Origin of the sequence: Streptomyces sp. DH10, from assembly GCF_029813805.1 — a bacterium.
In the GTDB taxonomy this organism is placed as follows: Bacteria; Actinomycetota; Actinomycetes; order Streptomycetales; family Streptomycetaceae; genus Streptomyces; species Streptomyces coeruleofuscus.
This window is the reverse complement of sequence record NZ_JARVKU010000007.1, coordinates 24,740-40,377: the sequence shown is the minus strand read 5'-3', so window position 1 is coordinate 40,377 and position 15,638 is coordinate 24,740. Positions and strand designations below refer to the sequence as shown.

General features: G+C 71.4%; 15 protein-coding genes. 14 read left to right on the top strand and 1 reads right to left on the bottom strand.

Annotation, left to right across the window (positions count from 1 at the left end):
• Positions 1 to 3 precede the first annotated feature (3 nt).
• The 3 genes from pspAB (at position 4) to QC385_RS16620 (ending at position 3,615) form a co-directional block, all read left to right on the top strand.
• Complete coding sequence (pspAB, locus tag QC385_RS16630; protein ID WP_279542115.1) at positions 4 to 588, top strand: PspA-associated protein PspAB; 585 nt, start codon at positions 4 to 6, stop codon at positions 586 to 588.
• Positions 589 to 680: 92 nt separating this feature from the next.
• Complete coding sequence (locus QC385_RS16625) at positions 681 to 2,324, top strand: alpha/beta fold hydrolase (RefSeq protein WP_279542114.1); 1,644 nt, start codon at positions 681 to 683, stop codon at positions 2,322 to 2,324.
• A 103-nt stretch (positions 2,325 to 2,427) separates the two neighbouring features.
• Positions 2,428 to 3,615, top strand: a complete 1,188-nt coding sequence (locus QC385_RS16620; RefSeq protein WP_279542113.1) for a winged helix DNA-binding domain-containing protein — start codon at positions 2,428 to 2,430, stop codon at positions 3,613 to 3,615.
• Positions 3,616 to 3,787: 172 nt separating this feature from the next.
• Here QC385_RS16620 and QC385_RS16615 read toward each other — a convergent pair whose 3' ends face one another.
• Positions 3,788 to 4,102, bottom strand: a complete 315-nt coding sequence (locus QC385_RS16615; protein WP_059413684.1) for a hypothetical protein — start codon at positions 4,100 to 4,102, stop codon at positions 3,788 to 3,790.
• A 199-nt stretch (positions 4,103 to 4,301) separates the two neighbouring features.
• Between QC385_RS16615 and QC385_RS16610 the strand changes: the two genes are divergently transcribed.
• The 11 genes from QC385_RS16610 to QC385_RS16560 all read left to right on the top strand — a co-directional run bounded on the left by QC385_RS16610 (position 4,302) and on the right by QC385_RS16560 (position 15,580).
• Positions 4,302 to 4,661: an arsenate reductase family protein gene (locus QC385_RS16610; protein WP_279542112.1), complete on the top strand. Its 360-nt coding sequence runs from the start codon at positions 4,302 to 4,304 to the stop codon at positions 4,659 to 4,661.
• Between the two features lie 129 nt (positions 4,662 to 4,790).
• A complete protein-coding gene (locus QC385_RS16605) occupies positions 4,791 to 5,513 on the top strand; it encodes a hypothetical protein (protein WP_279542111.1) in 723 nt (240 codons plus the stop codon).
• 365 nt (positions 5,514 to 5,878) lie between these two features.
• Complete coding sequence (gene glnII / locus QC385_RS16600) at positions 5,879 to 6,910, top strand: glutamine synthetase (protein ID WP_279542110.1); 1,032 nt, start codon at positions 5,879 to 5,881, stop codon at positions 6,908 to 6,910.
• 149 nt (positions 6,911 to 7,059) lie between these two features.
• On the top strand, positions 7,060 to 7,995 hold the full coding sequence (locus QC385_RS16595; protein ID WP_279542109.1) for a DUF6891 domain-containing protein: 936 nt from the start codon (positions 7,060 to 7,062) through the stop codon (positions 7,993 to 7,995).
• A gap of 88 nt (positions 7,996 to 8,083) precedes the next feature.
• Complete coding sequence (locus tag QC385_RS16590; protein ID WP_279542108.1) at positions 8,084 to 8,206, top strand: hypothetical protein; 123 nt, start codon at positions 8,084 to 8,086, stop codon at positions 8,204 to 8,206.
• A gap of 120 nt (positions 8,207 to 8,326) precedes the next feature.
• A complete protein-coding gene (locus tag QC385_RS16585) occupies positions 8,327 to 8,932 on the top strand; it encodes a winged helix-turn-helix domain-containing protein (protein ID WP_279542107.1) in 606 nt (201 codons plus the stop codon).
• A gap of 75 nt (positions 8,933 to 9,007) precedes the next feature.
• Positions 9,008 to 10,009 carry an NAD-dependent epimerase/dehydratase family protein gene (locus tag QC385_RS16580; RefSeq protein ID WP_279542106.1) on the top strand — a complete coding sequence of 334 codons (1,002 nt, stop codon included), beginning with the start codon at positions 9,008 to 9,010 and terminating at the stop codon, positions 10,007 to 10,009.
• 205 nt (positions 10,010 to 10,214) lie between these two features.
• Positions 10,215 to 11,849: a transposase gene (locus tag QC385_RS16575; RefSeq protein WP_279542105.1), complete on the top strand. Its 1,635-nt coding sequence runs from the start codon at positions 10,215 to 10,217 to the stop codon at positions 11,847 to 11,849.
• Between the two features lie 79 nt (positions 11,850 to 11,928).
• Complete coding sequence (locus QC385_RS16570) at positions 11,929 to 13,194, top strand: sensor histidine kinase (RefSeq protein WP_279542104.1); 1,266 nt, start codon at positions 11,929 to 11,931, stop codon at positions 13,192 to 13,194.
• Entirely contained in the window at positions 13,179 to 13,832 is a 654-nt protein-coding gene (locus QC385_RS16565) for a response regulator transcription factor (RefSeq protein ID WP_279542103.1), read from the top strand. The genes QC385_RS16570 and QC385_RS16565 overlap by 16 nt, the downstream gene beginning before the upstream one ends.
• Positions 13,833 to 14,035: 203 nt before the next feature.
• Entirely contained in the window at positions 14,036 to 15,580 is a 1,545-nt protein-coding gene (locus QC385_RS16560; protein ID WP_279542102.1) for a DUF1996 domain-containing protein, read from the top strand.
• Positions 15,581 to 15,638 lie beyond the last annotated feature (58 nt).

Sequence of the window (15,638 nt, the reverse complement as noted above, 5' to 3'; positions counted from 1 at the left end):
GGCATGGGGCTGCTGGACATTCTGCTCGGCCGGACCAAGCCGGTCACGCCGGATCTCGACCGGCTCTTCGCGCTGCCGTCGGCGGCCGTGACGCTGGAGGCCGCGGCGGGCTTCACCCCGACGGGGCAGGGCGCGGTGTGCTTCGCCACGGTCGAGGGCGCGGCCTTCGAGCAGACCCACCGCGAGGTGCGGGCGCTGCTGGACGCGGACAGCGACCGCGACGGCCCGCCGGTGGAACTGCGGCAGGACGACTACGGCTACTCCTGGCTGGTCTCGCACCGCGCCCCGGACCAGCTGGCACCGCTCGTGACGGACCTGCACGCCGTGAACAGCCAGATGGAGGTCAACGGGTTCGGGCCCCAACTGCTCTGCTCCCTGGCGGGGTTCCGCGACCGGTCGGGCCGGCGGCTCGCGCTGGTCTACCTCTACAAGCGCGGCACCTTCTACCCGTTCGCGCCGCTGCCGGGAGAACCCCAGCGGCGTGACAACGCGCTGGAACTCCAAGTGCGGGCGGCGGTCGCGGACGACCTGCCGATCGAGCAGGACCTGGGGCGCTGGTTCCCGGTATGGGGAGCACCGGGCCTGTGATCGTCCTGTGCGATCGCCCTGTGTGATTGGCCTGTGTGATTGGCCTGTGTGATCGCCCTTCATGAGGCCCGGGCGCGTGAATGAATGGCCGTATGAGTGAGCTGATCCCCTTCACACATACCGTCGGCGGTGAACGACTCGGCGGGCTGTCCGGTGGCACCGGCCCGGGTGAGCCGGCCAGGGCGACCGCCGTACTGCTGCACGGCGCGGGCAGCGGCAGCAAGGAGCGGCTGGTGCCGTTGCTGTCGGAGTTCGCCGCGCACGGCTGCCACGCCCTCGCCTTCGACTTCTCCGGGCACGGGGAGAGCACCGGCCTGCTGTCCGAGCTGAGCCTGCGCCGTCGATTCGAGCAGGCCGTGTCCGTCATCGACGCGCACGCGCGCGTGGACGGGCCGCTGGTCCTCGTCGGCTTCAGCATGAGCGGCCAGACGGTGGCCGATCTCGTCCGGCACTACGGGGACCGGGTGGCGGCACTGGGGCTGTGCGCGCCGGCGGTGTACGCGGCTCAGGCGTGGGACGTGCCGTTCGGTGCGGGTGACGGGCGGTTCAGCGAGATCATCCGGCGGCCAGGAAGCTGGCGGGAGTCCCCCGCGCTCGACGTCCTGCGGGAGTACGAGGGGCGGGCGGTGCTGGCGGTGCCGGGCACGGACGAGGTCATCCCGCCCGCCGTGACGGAGGCCGTCTCGGAGGCGCTGGCCCGGCGCGCCCAGTTCACCCGATGGGAACTCCCCGAGGCGGAGCACCGGTTGGGCCTGTGGTTCCGCGACCACCCCGGCGACCTGCGGGAGTTCGTCACCCGCGTCCTGACCGGGCTCGGCGACCAGGGCTGGACGGCGACCCGCGCGTGGGTGGCCAAGCAGCTCCCGGAGGGCCGTACGGTCGACAAGTCCACTTTCCTGACGGGCGGTTGGAGCGCCCAGATGCGGCAGCTCACGCTCGACGACGGCACCGCGCTCGCCCTGCGGACCTTCGTGAAGCCCTTCTTCCGGCGGCACGCCCCCGGGCTGCTGGCCCGCGAGGCGGAGGTGCTCACACTGCTGGCCGGGCAGGAGGGCGTGACGGCGCCCGAGCTGACCGGCGTGGACGCGACCGCCGAGCACTGCGACCATCCGTCCCTGCTGATGTCCGTGCTGCCGGGCCGGGTCCGGGTGGACGAGGCGGACGACCTGGACCTGCGGGTGGACCTGCTGGCGTCCCAGCTGGCCCGGATCCACCGGGTCGTCCCCGGGGAGCGCCCGAGGCTGTACCAGGCGTGGACGTCTCCGGAGCGGGTGCTCGCGCCCGAGGGGGCGATGTGGGAACGAGCGGTGGATGTGATCCGCCGCGACCCGCCGCCGTACGAGGGCTGCTTCCTGCACCGCGACTTCCACCCGGGGAACGTGCTGTTCACCGGCTCGGGGAGCGGGCTGCGGATCAGCGGTGTCGTCGACTGGGTGGAGACCTCGTGGGGCCCCGCCGACCTGGATGTCGCCCACTGCTCGACGGCCCTCGCGCTGCTGTACGGCCCGGAGTGCGGCCTCGGTTTCCGGGAGCGCTACGAGGCCCACGGCGGCCACCGGCAGGCCGACGGCCCGAACCACCTGTACTGGCGGCTGCTCGACGCCCTGGCCTACGCCCCCGACGCGGTGAAGCTGGCGGGCCCTTGGCGGGAGTTGGGCCGGACCGATCTGACGCCTGAGGTGCTGGCCGGGCGGCTGGAGGCGTATGTGGCCGGCCTGCTGGAGCGGTACGCCTGAGAGGCGGTGGCCCGTGCGGGTGGCGGCCGATTGTCAGTGGTGTTCGCGATGATGCGGTCGGATGGGAGCGATGTCCGGAGCGATGTGACGAGTGGAGGCCGGTATGGGCGGTAGGGCGCAGCGGTACATCGGGGTGGCGGAGCGGCGGGCCCGGCTCGCGTTGCGGCAGCGGCTGGCCGGGCAGGCGCGGGCTGGCTCTCCCGAGGAGGTCGCCGGTTCGCTCGTCGCCCTGCACGGCACGGACCCGGCGGCGGTGTACCTGGCCGTGGGCGCGCGGCTGGCGGACCCCGCGAAGACCGTGGCGGAGACCGGGCGCGCCCTGTACGACGACCGTTCCCTGGTGCGGATGCACGGCATGCGGCACACGGTGTTCGTGTTCCCCACGGCCCTGACCGCCGTCGTGCACGCCTCGACCGGTCTGGCGGTCGCCGCCCGGGAGCGGGCCGCGCTGCTCAAGGACATGGCGACGGCCGGGGCGCCGGACGCGGCCTGGCTGAAGGAGGTCGAGGATTCGGCGCTGGCGGCACTCGCCCGGCGTGGGCAGGCCACCGCCGCCGAACTCGCCCAGGACGAGCCGCGGCTGCGGGAGCAGTTCGTGTACGCGGCCGGCAAGAGTTACGAGGGCCTGCACACGGTCTCGACCCGGCTGCTGAAGGTGCTGGGCGTCGAGGGGAAGGTCGTACGCGGCCGGCCGCTCGGCTCCTGGACGTCCAGCCAGTTCCGCTGGGCCGTGGCGCCCGAGCACCCCGCACTGGACCCGGCGCGGGCGCAGGCGGAGCTGCTGGGACTGTGGCTCGCCGCGTGCGGGCCGGCGACCGAGGCCGATCTGAAGTGGTGGACGGGATGGCGCGTGACGGACGTCCGCCGGGCGCTGTCCGCGATCGGGGCGCAGCCGGTGTCGCTGGACGAGGGCACGGGATACGTGACCGGCGGCGACGTCGACGAGGTGACCGCGCCCGGCGAGCCCTGGGCCGCACTGCTGCCCGCCCTCGATCCGACGGCGATGGGGTGGCAGCAGCGCGACTGGTATCTCGCGCCGGAGCTGCGGCCCCGGCTGTTCGACCGCAGCGGGAACGTCGGGCCGACGGTGTGGTGGAACGGCCGCGTGGTCGGCGGGTGGGCCCAGCGGCCCGACGGGGAGATCGTCTGGCGGATCCTCGACGAGGAGGGGGTGGGCCGGGAGGCGCTCGCGGCGATCGAGAAGGAGGCGGAGCGGCTGAGCGGGTGGGTGGGGACGACCAGGATCACGCCCCGCTTCCGGACACCGCTGGAGAAGGAACTGGCGGCGTAGCCGGGAGGTGCGTCGGGCCTTCGCGGCGTGGGGCGCCGACCTTCGCGGCGTAGGCGCCAGGCTTCGCGGCGTGGGACGCCGACCTCCGCGGCGTAGGACGCCGGGCACCCCGCGGACAGGGCACCCGGCGCTCGGGATCGGGTCGGGTCGGGTCGGGTCGGGTCGGGTCAGCTCATCGCGAGTAGCGCATGAGCGCCCGCACCATGTGGCACGTCGTGTCCGACGGCGGGTGGACGCCGATCAGTTCCGCCGTGTCGCGGATCGTCTCGTTGCGGGCCTGGTTCGGCATGTAGACGCCGGAGTCGAGCAGGGCGATGGCGAGGCGCATCGCCTTGAGGCGACGGTTGTGCGAGACGTACCACTCGCGCGGACGGCCCGGCGGCAGCGGCCGCTTCTCCACGGGCACGTACGGCAGGTCGAGCAGGACGGGGCGCTTCGCGGTGGACTGGGTGGGCAGCGGCTTCGGCTTGAGTGCGGCAGCGGGCACAGGCATCCTCCTGTCGCGGTGAGGGCGGCTCACCGGGGTCCTCGGCGACCCCGGCGCCACCCTCGAACACTGCTTCTATTCTACTGCCCACCACTGACAAAAGGCCCTGGCCACAAGGGCTTTCGGGGGTGCCGTGACACAAGTGGAGAACGGGTTTCGAGCCACGTTCCCCGGCGTCACGGGGGCGTACCGTGGGGCCATGGAGATCTGGATCAACCCGGCCTGTTCCAAGTGCCGCAGTGCCGTGAAACTGCTCGACGCCGAGGGCGCCGACTACACCGTCCGCCGCTATCTGGAGGACGTGCCGAGCGAGGACGAGATCCGGGGCGTGCTGGACCGGCTCGGACTGGAGCCCTGGGACATCACCCGCACCCAGGAGCCCGCCGCCAAGGAACTCGGCGTCAAGGACTGGCCCCGCGACGTGAGTGCGCGGGAGCGGTGGATCAAGGCCCTCGCCGAGCATCCCAAGCTGATCCAGCGGCCGATCATCACGGCGGACGACGGTACGGCGCTGGTCGCGCGCACCGACGAGGCCGTGCGGGACGCCCTTTCCCGGTAGCCGTCTCCCTGGATGTCTCGTTCTTGTGTGACGCAGGTTACTTTGGTGACTCCTGTAACCGCTGAGTAACCTCGTTCGGTATCTCGTACATAGCGACGTACGCTCCCCTACCTCTTTCAGGAGGCGCGCATGTCGCGTAGGAGAACTCTCGGCACGAAGAAGAAGATCGCGCTGCTGGTGAGCGCGGCGACCGTGGCGGGAGGCGGGGCCTTCGTCATGGCGAGCACGTCGAACGCCACGCCGCCGGCTCCCAAGTCGGCGGCGGAGTCGACGGCCTGTCTGGGACTCGCCACCGCCCTCGGCAACAACGAGAAGTTCATCGCCGACCAGCAGGCCAACCCCGACGCCCAGTCGGAAGCCCGGATCGCCAACCGCCAGGCGGTCATCGAGGAGATCAAGCGGAAGCAGGAGGCGTCGGGGTGCGCGGTTGGGGAGTCGGCTCAGGACTCCCAGGCCGCGCAGCCGTCGCAGCCCGCGCAGGGCGGTCAGCAGGGCGGTCAGCAGGGCGGCCAACAGGGCGGTCAGCAGGGCGGAGGCGCCCAGCCGTCGCAGCCCGCGCAGTCCGCCCCCGCGGAGAACCCCGGCGGTGGCGCCGCGGCCTCCGGGCAGCAGGTGTGCAACGGCTCCACCGTCACGCTCTCCGGCGAGGACGGTGCGCCTGCCGCGTCCAGCAACCAGTTCCCGGCCGGCACGAAGCTGAAGGTCACCAACCTGGACAACAACAAGTCCACGACGGTGGAGGTCACTTCGGTCTCCGGCAGCTGTGTGCTGCTCAACAACGCGGCGTTCGAACAGGTCCGTGAGCCCGGCAAGTTCCTGATCCGCCGGGCCGTGATCGAGAAGGTGGGGTGACGCCGGACGGACGAGGACGAGTGAGTCACTGAGGCGGCGGCCCACCCCTCGGCCGCCTCCTCGTACGTGTCAACGGTCCTGCCGCTCCCGGCCAGGAGCGGCAGGACCGGCGCGCCGCCCGACACGCGGCGCGCCGGTCACCGGCTTGACGGAGGGAAGCCGGTGACCGGCTCATCCTTCGGGACCAAACACCCTCACAGCGTGAGACAGGGCACAACGACACCAGGTAACACGGGGTTCACATTCGAGCAATGGCCGGGAAATCGCCTGTTGACAGGCTGCCGGACATTGACGCGGCGCCCCAGTGCCGCAGCGCCGCAAGCACCCGCGATACGCGCCAGACACACCCCCGAAGGATGTGGCCCGTGACCTTCAAGGCTGAGTACATCTGGATCGACGGCACCGAGCCGACGGCCAAGCTGCGTTCCAAGACCAAGATCATCGCGGGCTCCCCCGCCGGTCTCGACGCGCTGCCGATCTGGGGCTTCGACGGGTCCTCCACCAACCAGGCCGAGGGCCACGCCTCGGACTGCGTCCTCAAGCCGGTCTTCACCTGCCCGGACCCGATCCGCGGCGGCGACGACATCCTGGTGCTGTGCGAGGTCCTGAACATCGACCTCACCCCGCACGCCAGCAACACCCGTGCCGCGCTGGCCGAGGTCGAGGAGAAGTTCGCGGCGCAGGAGCCGATCTTCGGCATCGAGCAGGAGTACACCTTCTTCAAGGACGGCTACCCGCTCGGCTTCCCCAAGGGCGGCTTCCCGGCCCCGCAGGGCGGCTACTACTGCGGTGTCGGCGCCGACGAGATCTTCGGCCGTGACGTCGTCGAGGCGCACCTGGACAACTGCCTGAAGGCGGGCCTGGGCATCTCCGGCATCAACGCCGAGGTCATGCCCGGCCAGTGGGAGTTCCAGGTCGGCCCGCTCGCCCCGCTGGAGGTCTCCGACCAGCTGTGGGTGGCCCGCTGGCTGCTCTACCGCACCGCCGAGGACTTCGACATCGCCGCCACGCTCGACCCGAAGCCGGTCAAGGGCGACTGGAACGGCGCCGGTGCGCACACCAACTTCTCCACCAAGGCGATGCGCGAGTCCTACGACGCGATCATCACCGCGGCCGAGTCGCTCGGTGAGGGCTCCAAGCCGCTGGACCACGTCAAGAACTACGGCGCCGGCATCGACGACCGCCTGACCGGTCTGCACGAGACCGCCCCGTGGAACGAGTACTCCTACGGCGTCTCCAACCGCGGTGCCTCGGTCCGTATCCCGTGGCAGGTCGAGAAGGACGGCAAGGGCTACATCGAGGACCGCCGTCCGAACGCCAACGTCGACCCGTACGTGGTGACCCGCCTGCTCGTCGACACCTGCTGCTCGGCGCTGGAGAAGGCCGGCCAGATCTGATCCACCCGCAAGGCTCCTGAGGGGCGCTCACCGTTCGCGGTGGGCGCCCCTCGCGTTGTCATGGGCGCCCCCTCGGGGTTGTCATGGGCGCCCCTCGGGTTGTCATGAGCGCCCCTCGGGTTGTCAGTGGGCCATGTCATCGTGGGGGCATGGAGATCGACGGGGGCCTGGCCATCAAGGTGAAGACGGAGAGCGGGCAGACGTACGCGCGGATCCCGGCGCGGCGACTGCGCGAGCTGGTGGAGCGGATCGGCGGGGCCGACGACCACTTCCTCGTCGTGCAGCGGATACCGGACCGGCCGCTGGTCTTCATCCAGACGGCGCGCGACGGGGGCGGGGCGTACGACCTCCAGCACCGCACGGGCCGCGTCCCCCACATGTGGGTGGCCCGGGTGGCCGACCCGGGCCTCGTCGCCGAGGTGATGGTGCGCTGGGCGCGGCAGGAGGACGGCTGGGACGCCGGAGTCACCTGGGAGCGCGAGGAGTTCGGGCTGCCCGAGGAGGCCCCCGCCCTCGCGGCCGAGGTCGCCGCCCGGGCCGAGGAACACGTCCGCGACATGCTCCGGGACGGTTATCCGGGCATCGAGGCGATGATCCGGGAGACGGTGTACCTGATGGAGGACGGCGAGGGCGCCTCCCCCGTTTCCCGGGAACAGGCCCGCGAGATCGTCGAGCGGCTGTGGCTGGACCGGCTCGACGAGCAGGAGACGTGGTCCGAGCCGACCGGTCCGGACCGGCTGGAGCAGGCCTTCGCGGCCCTGGAGGACGGCGGCATCGTCGCCCGGGAGGACTTCGCCTGCTGCCGCGGCTGCGGCCTGACGGAGATCGGCGCGGAGGCGGACGGCAAGCCGGGGGTGCGCGGGTTCGTCTTCTTCCACCACCAGGGCACGCGCGGCGCGGCGCAGGGACACGGCCTGTCGCTCTACTACGGCGGGTTCGACGGCTCCGAGGAGACCACGAAGGCCGTCGGACACGAGGTGGTGGCGGCGCTGGCCGCGGCCGGGCTGTCCGCGCGGTGGGACGGCGACCCGGACAAGTCCATCGACGTCGCGCCCTTGGAGTGGCGCAAGCGCCTGGTGGGATGAGGCCGCCGGGCGGACAGCCCGCCCGGCGGGTGTCCAAGCTGTGAGAGGAGGCTCCCGGCAGCTGGCCCCCGTCTGGTTCAATGGCCCCATGGCCAGCCACCAGAAGCACACCGCGACGGGGCGCCATGACCTCGAGCCCTTCTGGCCGTCCCGTCAGGACCACGACTTCGACCGGGTGTGTTGCCGCGCGACGAACGCGCCGGCCCTCTAAAGCCGTACATCCCCCGGCCTTCGGCCAGCGCGAACCGCGTACGTCCCTCGGCGAGCCCGACCACGAATCGCGGCCGTCGACCTCTCCGACGAACTCCTCGCGCGAAAGAGCTGACCTCTCATGGCGACCACTCGTTCCCTGTCTCCCGCCGCCCCCTTCAACGCCCCCTCGGCCACCGGGCCCCGGCACCGGCTGCGTGCCGTCGACCGGGACGAGGTGGTGACCGTCGCGGACCTGCTGCCGCCCGGCGCCACCTGGCTCCCGGCACCCCAGCACACCCTGCCCGCGCTGCCGGGGCAGCCGCCGATGATCGGCTATCTGGTGCTCGTCCCGGCCGACCAGCAGCCGCCGTTCCCGGCGGCGGTGCCGGACCGGTCCGGGACCACCCGCGTCGAAAGCCCCGCAGGCCCCGAGCCGGGCGGCGAGCCGCTGATCCGGGTCGACACCGTGCAGCGCACGGCCGAGGTGGCGGGGCGTCAGCTCGACCTCACCTACCTCGAGTTCGAGCTGCTCGCCCACCTCGTGGCGCACCCGGGCCGGGTCCACACCCGTGACCAGCTGGTCGGCACGGTGTGGGGCTACGGGCATGTGGGCGACGGCCGTACGGTCGACGTCCACATCGCCCGCCTGCGCCGCAAGCTGGGTGCCGAACTCCGCGAGACGATCCGCACCGTGCGGCGGGTCGGCTACAAGTACGTGCCCCCGGTACCCCCTGTGAGTCACTGAGCGGCCGGCGCCCGCCCGTCTGCTGACGGCAGATCCGCGTTCCGTCCCGCCGGCCCGGCGGGCAGAGTCAGCGGCATGAGACTTCTGATGCTGGGTGGTACGGAGTTCGCCGGCCGGGCCGTCGTGGAGGCGGCCCTGGGGCGGGGCTGGGAGGTGACCGTCTTCCACCGGGGGCGGCACGAGGCGCCGCCTGGCGTGCGGTCGCTGCTCGGCGACCGCACCACGCCCGGCGGCCTGGACGCCCTCGCCGAGGACCCGGGCGAGTGGGACGTCGTCGTCGACACCTGGTCGGCGGCGCCCCGCGCGGTGCGGGACGCGGCGCGGCTGCTGCGGGGCCGCGCCCGCCGGTACGTGTACGTGTCGAGCTGCTCGGTGTACGCGTGGGTCCCGCCCGCCGGCTACGGCGAGGACGCTCCCCTGGTGGAGGGTGCGTCGGCCGAAGCGGACGTGACCGACTACCCGCGGGACAAACGCGGCGGCGAACTGGCCGTCCTGGACGCCTTCGGCGAGGACCGGTCGGTGCTCGTACGGGCCGGGCTGCTCCTCGGCCCGTACGAGAACATCGGCCGGCTGCCCTGGTGGCTGGGCCGGACGGCGCGCGGCGGGCCGGTGCTGGCCCCGGGCCCGCGCGACCTGCCCCTCCAGTACGTGGACGTCCGTGACCTCGCCGAGTGGATCCTGCACGCGGCCGAGCGGGAGCTGAGCGGGCCGTACAACCTGATGAGCCCGCAGGGGCACACGACGATGGACGAGCTGCTGGACACGTGCGTCCGGGTCACCGGCGGCGGCGCCGAACTGCGGTGGACCGAGCCCGAGGTGATCCTCGAAGCCGGCATCGCGCCCTGGACCGAGCTGCCGGTGTGGGTGCCCCCGGGCAGCGACCTGTACGACGCCCTGCACAGCGCGGACGTCTCCCGCGCGGTCGGGGCGGGGCTGAGCTGCCGGCCCGTGGAGGAGACCGTGGCCGACACCTGGCGGTGGCTCCAGGACGTCGGCGGCGTGGCGCCCCAGCGCCCGGACCGGCCGCGCCCGGGCCTCGACCCGGAGGTGGAGGCGAAGGTGCTCGGGACGCGCTGAGGCGTGAGGGGTTGTTGCTGCTGCCGCTTGGTCGAGCGTAGGCGTGTATGAGCGAGTGTGAGTGGGTGCCGGTACTGCCGACGACGGGACGCAGACGGCTTCGGAGTCGGGGGAACGGAAGTTTGCCTGTCGAATGTGTGACCTTTGCGGCTGGGGCTCGTTGGATGCGGTGACGGATCGTCGACATCGAGCCGGGGGTGACGAGGTGGGCGGGCTGCGGAAGGTGGCGGCGCCGTTTGTGGTGCCCGGCCCCTCGGGGGTGGCGGTCCGGGCCCGGTTGCGGGTCTCGGAGACGGACGCGGCCGTATTGGCCGAGGTCGGTACGTTCCTCGGTGGGCTTGCGGCGCGGGATCTCGCGGTGTGCTCCCGTCAGGGGCTGGCCCATGATGCCGCCGCGTGGGCTGCTCGGAAGCGGGAGCTGACCGGGGACTCGTCGGCGCGGTGGGCGGGCAGCATCACCAAAGCCACCCATGACCAGTGGGCGCTGGCCCGGCGCGGCCAGATGGCGGAGATGGCGTGGCTGCGTGGGCAGATCACCGCGATCGAGGCCCGGCTGGCCCGCCCGCTGGGCGCCAAGGCCAGCAAACGCGAAGGGCTGGTGCGCGGGTACGGCTCGCGGGCGGAGTGGCACGCCAAGGCCCGCCGCCTGCACTCGCTGAAGGACCGGCTCGCCGGTCTGGAGGCGGACTGGGCGGCGGGCCGGGTGCATGTAGTGCGCGGCGGCAACCAACTCGCCCGCCTGCGCCACCACCTGGACCAGGCCGGGCTGGATCAGGCGGCCTGGCGGGAACGGTGGGAGGCGGCGCGGATGTTCCTGGCAGCCGACGGGGAGTCCGGCAAACGCTTCGGCAACGAGACCATCCGCATCACCGGCACCGGGCAGGTCTCCATCAGGCTCCCCGCTGCCCTTGGCCATCTGGCCAACGCCCCGCACGGCCGCTACGTCCTCGACGCCACCGTGGAGTTCCAGCACCGGGGCGAGGAATGGGCGGACCGGATCAGCGCGAACCGGGCGGTGGCCTACCGCATCCACCACGACCCGGACCGCCACCGCTGGTATGTCACCGCTTCCTGGCAGCGCGCAGCCGTCCCAGTCCTGCCGATCGACGCGGCCCTCGCCCGGGGGGTGGTGGCAGTGGACATGAACGACGACCACCTCGCCGCCTGGCACCTCGACACCCACGGCAACCCCGTCGGCGAACCACAACGCTTCTTCTACAACCTGTCCAGCACCACCACACACCGGGACGCCCAGATCCGCCACGCGCTGACCCGGCTGCTGCACCACACCCGCCGCAGCGGAGCCGAGGCGATCGCGATCGAGGACCTCGACTTCACCGACGGCACCAGCAGGGAGAAGCACGGCCGTAACAAGCGGTTCCGCCGTCTGATCTCCCGCTTTCCCACCGCAAAACTGAAGGCGCGGCTGGTGTCGATGGCCGCCGAGCAGAACATCGCGATCATCGCGGTGGATCCGGCGTACACCTCCCGGTGGGGTGCCCAGCACTGGCAGCAGCCCCTGACCACACCCCACCGTGACACCACTCGCCACGACGCGGCAGCCGTGGCGATCGGACGGCGCGCCCTCGGGCATCCGATCCGGCGACGGACGGCACCGCCCCCACACGACCAGAGTGATCGTGCGGGGCATCGGACCGTCCAGGCCCGACCGGGGACCCGACGGCGTGAGGAAACCCGCCCCCGCATTCCCGGACCACGATCACGAGTCGTGCTGCCCGGACGCGGAGCGAAAGCGGGTGACCAGCGTGCCCAACACCGTTCGGAGCACGCGGCTGAGCATGAGCCCTGGCAACAGGACTCACTCCCGCTCAGTCTTTAGGAACGGTGTACGTAGCACCACCCCCCGACCGGGTGTTCCGCCCAGTGACCCCGCGTCCCCGCTCGGCAAGACTGACGCCATGACCATCGACACGAAGAGCGGCAACGGGCGTATGAAAGGGCGGGGCCTCGTCCTCGCGGCGATGCGGGGGCTGGGGGTCGCCTTGGTCTCCCTGCCGGGGGCGGTGCTGTGCTTCACCCTGTCCCTGGTGTCCATGGCGCTCATCCCGATCGGGATCGGTCTCGTCACGACGCCGTACGTGCTGACGGGGGTGCGGGCGTTCGCGAACTGGCGGCGGGTGCTGGCGGCGGAGTGGGGCGGGGTGCGGATACCTCCGGCGTACCGGCCGCTGCCGAGAGGCGCCAACCCGTGGACGCGCACCTTCGGGATGCTGCGCGACCCGGCGACCTGGCGGGACCTGATGTGGCTGCCGGTCGACATGACGGCGGGGTTCGTCACCGCGCTGCTGCCGGCCGCGCTGTGGCTGTACCCGCTGGAGGGCTTCGCGCTCGCGGTCGGGCTGTGGCGGGTCTTCCCCGACGGGTACTGGTACGGGTTCGTGCCGGTCACGGGGCAGGCGTCCGCGCTCGGTGCCGCCGCCCTGGCCCTCGTCGTGCTGTTCTTCGCACACTTCCTCACCCCCCGCCTGCTGGACGTCCACTACCGGCTCACCCAGGCCGTCCTCGGCTCGAACCAGCGCGAACTGGCCGAGCGCGTACGGGTCCTGACCGAGACGCGGCGCGACGCGGTCGACACCTCGGCCGCCGAACTGCGGCGCATCGAACGGGATCTGCACGACGGGGCCCAAGCCCGTCTGGTGGCCGTCGGCATGGACCTGGGCACGATCGAGGCGCTCCTCGACAAGGACCCGGCCAAGGCGAAGGAGCTGATCGCGCAGGCCCGCACGTCCTCGGTCGAGGCGCTGGCCGAGCTGCGCGAGCTGGTGCGCGGCATCCATCCGCCGGTCCTCGCGGAGCGCGGACTGGGCGACGCCGTACGGGCGCTGGCGCTGCGGCTTCCGGTGGCCACCGAGGTGAACGTGGACCTGCCCGGGCGGGCGGAGGCGCCCGTGGAGTCCGCCGCGTACTTCGCCGTGAGCGAGGTGCTCACCAACGCCGTGAAGCACTCCGGCGCCGACCGGGTCTGGGTCGACCTGCACCACGCGGACGGCCATCTGCGGGCGACCGTCACCGACAACGGCAAGGGAGGTGCGGTGATGGAGGCCGGTTCCGGACTGGCCGGGGTGGAGCGGCGACTGGGTACATTCGACGGCGTCCTGGCCGTCAGCAGCCCCGCGGGCGGTCCCACCATGGTCACCATGGAGATCCCTTGCGCGTTGTCCTAGCCGAAGACCTGTTCCTGCTGCGCGACGGACTCGTGCGGCTGCTCCAGGCGCACGACTTCGAGATCGCGGCGGCCGTCGAGTCCGGGCCCGAACTGGCCGCCGCGCTGGCCGAGCTGGAACCGGACGTCGCCGTGGTCGACGTACGCCTGCCGCCCACGCACACCGACGAGGGACTTCAGTGCGCGCTCGACGCCCGCAGGAAGCGGCCCGGGCTGCCGGTGCTGGTGCTCTCCCAGCACGTGGAGCAGTTGTACGCGCGTGAGCTGCTCGCCGACGGCAGCGGCGGCGTCGGATACCTGCTGAAGGACCGGGTGTTCGACGCCGAGCAGTTCGTGGACGCGGTACGGCGGGTCGCCGCCGGTGGCACGGCGATGGACCCGCAGGTGATCCAGCAGCTGCTGGCGCGGCAGTCGGGCGACGACCGGCCGCTGGCGCGGCTGACGCCCCGGGAGCGGGAGGTGCTGGAGCTGATGGCCCAGGGCAGGACCAACGCGGCGATCGCCGGGAAGCTCGTCGTGACGGAACGGGCGATCGCCAAGCACACCGCGAACATCTTCGCCAAACTGGGACTGGAGGTCTCGGACGACGACAACCGGCGCGTGCTGGCGGTTCTCGCGTATCTCGACCACGGCCGGTGAAACCGGACCTGCTTATTCACCCGCTGTCGAGGATCAACAACTCCCGGTGCGCAAGAGGCTGTTGAGAACACAGCTCCCTCACGAATCTCGCATCAATTTCCGAGACATCTGAACACCCCTGGGACGGCCTCCGTATGGAAGGGCGCCGCTTCACTCCTGTCGGGCGCCTCGATGCCCCCGAAAAAGGAAGTCAGAGGAGTTCCATGGGACGCAACACAAGAAAACGCCGGACGCCGATGGCCACCAAGGCCATAGCCGCATCGGCGGCCCTAGCGCTCGGTGGGGGCGGGCTGATCTGGGCAAACTTCTACGCCTCGGCGCACGAGGAGAACTCGGCGAACCAGACGAAGGCCGCGGGCGCACAGATCGCCACGATCCAGTGCCCGGACGTCGGTCAGCAGCTGACCGATGTGCCGGACGGTGCGCGCCAGGGGGTGGACAAGGAGCTGGCGAACCTCGACAAGCAGATCAGCGAGGCCTACACCCGGCTCGCCTCCACGCGTCAGGCCCAGGCCGGTGACCCGGGCTTCGTCAACAACGCCATCCTCGGCCCGCTGAAGTCGAAGCGGACCGCAGTCATCGACCGGATCGGCATCAACATCCGGCGGGTGGGTGGCCAGGCGCCGGACAACCTCGCCCAGATGGCCGAGTGCAAGGGCATGGCCGCCGACGCGAACACCAACGACGGCAACGCCGGGGGCGATCAGAACCAGGACGGCCAGGACCAGAACCAGGACGGCCAGGACCAGAACCAGGACGGCGGTCAGGACCAGGGCGGTGACGGCCAGGACCAGGGCCAGGGCGGCAACGGCGGTCAGGCCGACAACGGCCCCGCGGCCGACGACTTCGTCAACATCGAGGACGTCCAGCCCAACTCCCGCAACCTGCCGAACGGCCTGGCCGCGAACGGGGACTCCGGTTCGACCGGCAGCTTCACCACGAACTGCGGCACCAACGAGAACGAGAACCGCAACTCGGACAACGTGATCGTGGCGCCCGGTGTCTCCAACGGTGCGCAGCACCAGCACGACTACGTCGGCAACCAGGACAACGACGCCTTCACCAGCGACGAGGAGTTCCTCCAGGCCGACACCAGCTGCCAGAACCAGGGCGACAAGTCGACGTACTACTGGCCGGTGCTCCGTATCCAGGACGGTCAGGACGAAGTCGACGCGAACGCCCCCGGTGGCGGTCAGGACGGCAACGTCGGCACGATCCAGCAGGTCGCCCAGGCCGAGCTGAAGTTCGTCGGCAACAAGACGAGCGACGTTGTCGCGATGCCGACGGCCCTGCGCATCATCACCGGTGACGCCAAGGCGTTCACGAACGGCCTCAAGAACGCCAACACCTCCTGGAGCTGCACCGGCTTCGAGGACCGGCAGGTGACGGACAAGTACCCGATCTGCCCCGACGGCAGCAGCGTGGTGCGGACGTCCAACTTCCAGAGCTGCTGGGACGGCCAGAACATCGACAGCGCCAACCACCGTGACCACGTGGCCTTCGTCCAGGCGGACGGCAGCTGCCCCCAGGGGTTCCAGGCGATCCCCCAGCTGCAGGCCAAGCTGGTCTACGACGTCCCGGCCCCGCAGATCGAGAACGGGCAGGTGCAGAACGCTTACGCGCTCGACGGCTTCCCGGAGCAGCTGCACAAGCCGATCACGGACCACAACGACTTCGTCAACTTCTTCGACGAGAACGTGATGAACCAGATGGTCCAGTGCATCAACAACGGTGAGGACTGCCAGTAGTCCTCATCCGGTAACAGCAGAAAGCCGGCGGTGGGATTTCCCACCGCCGGCTTTCGCT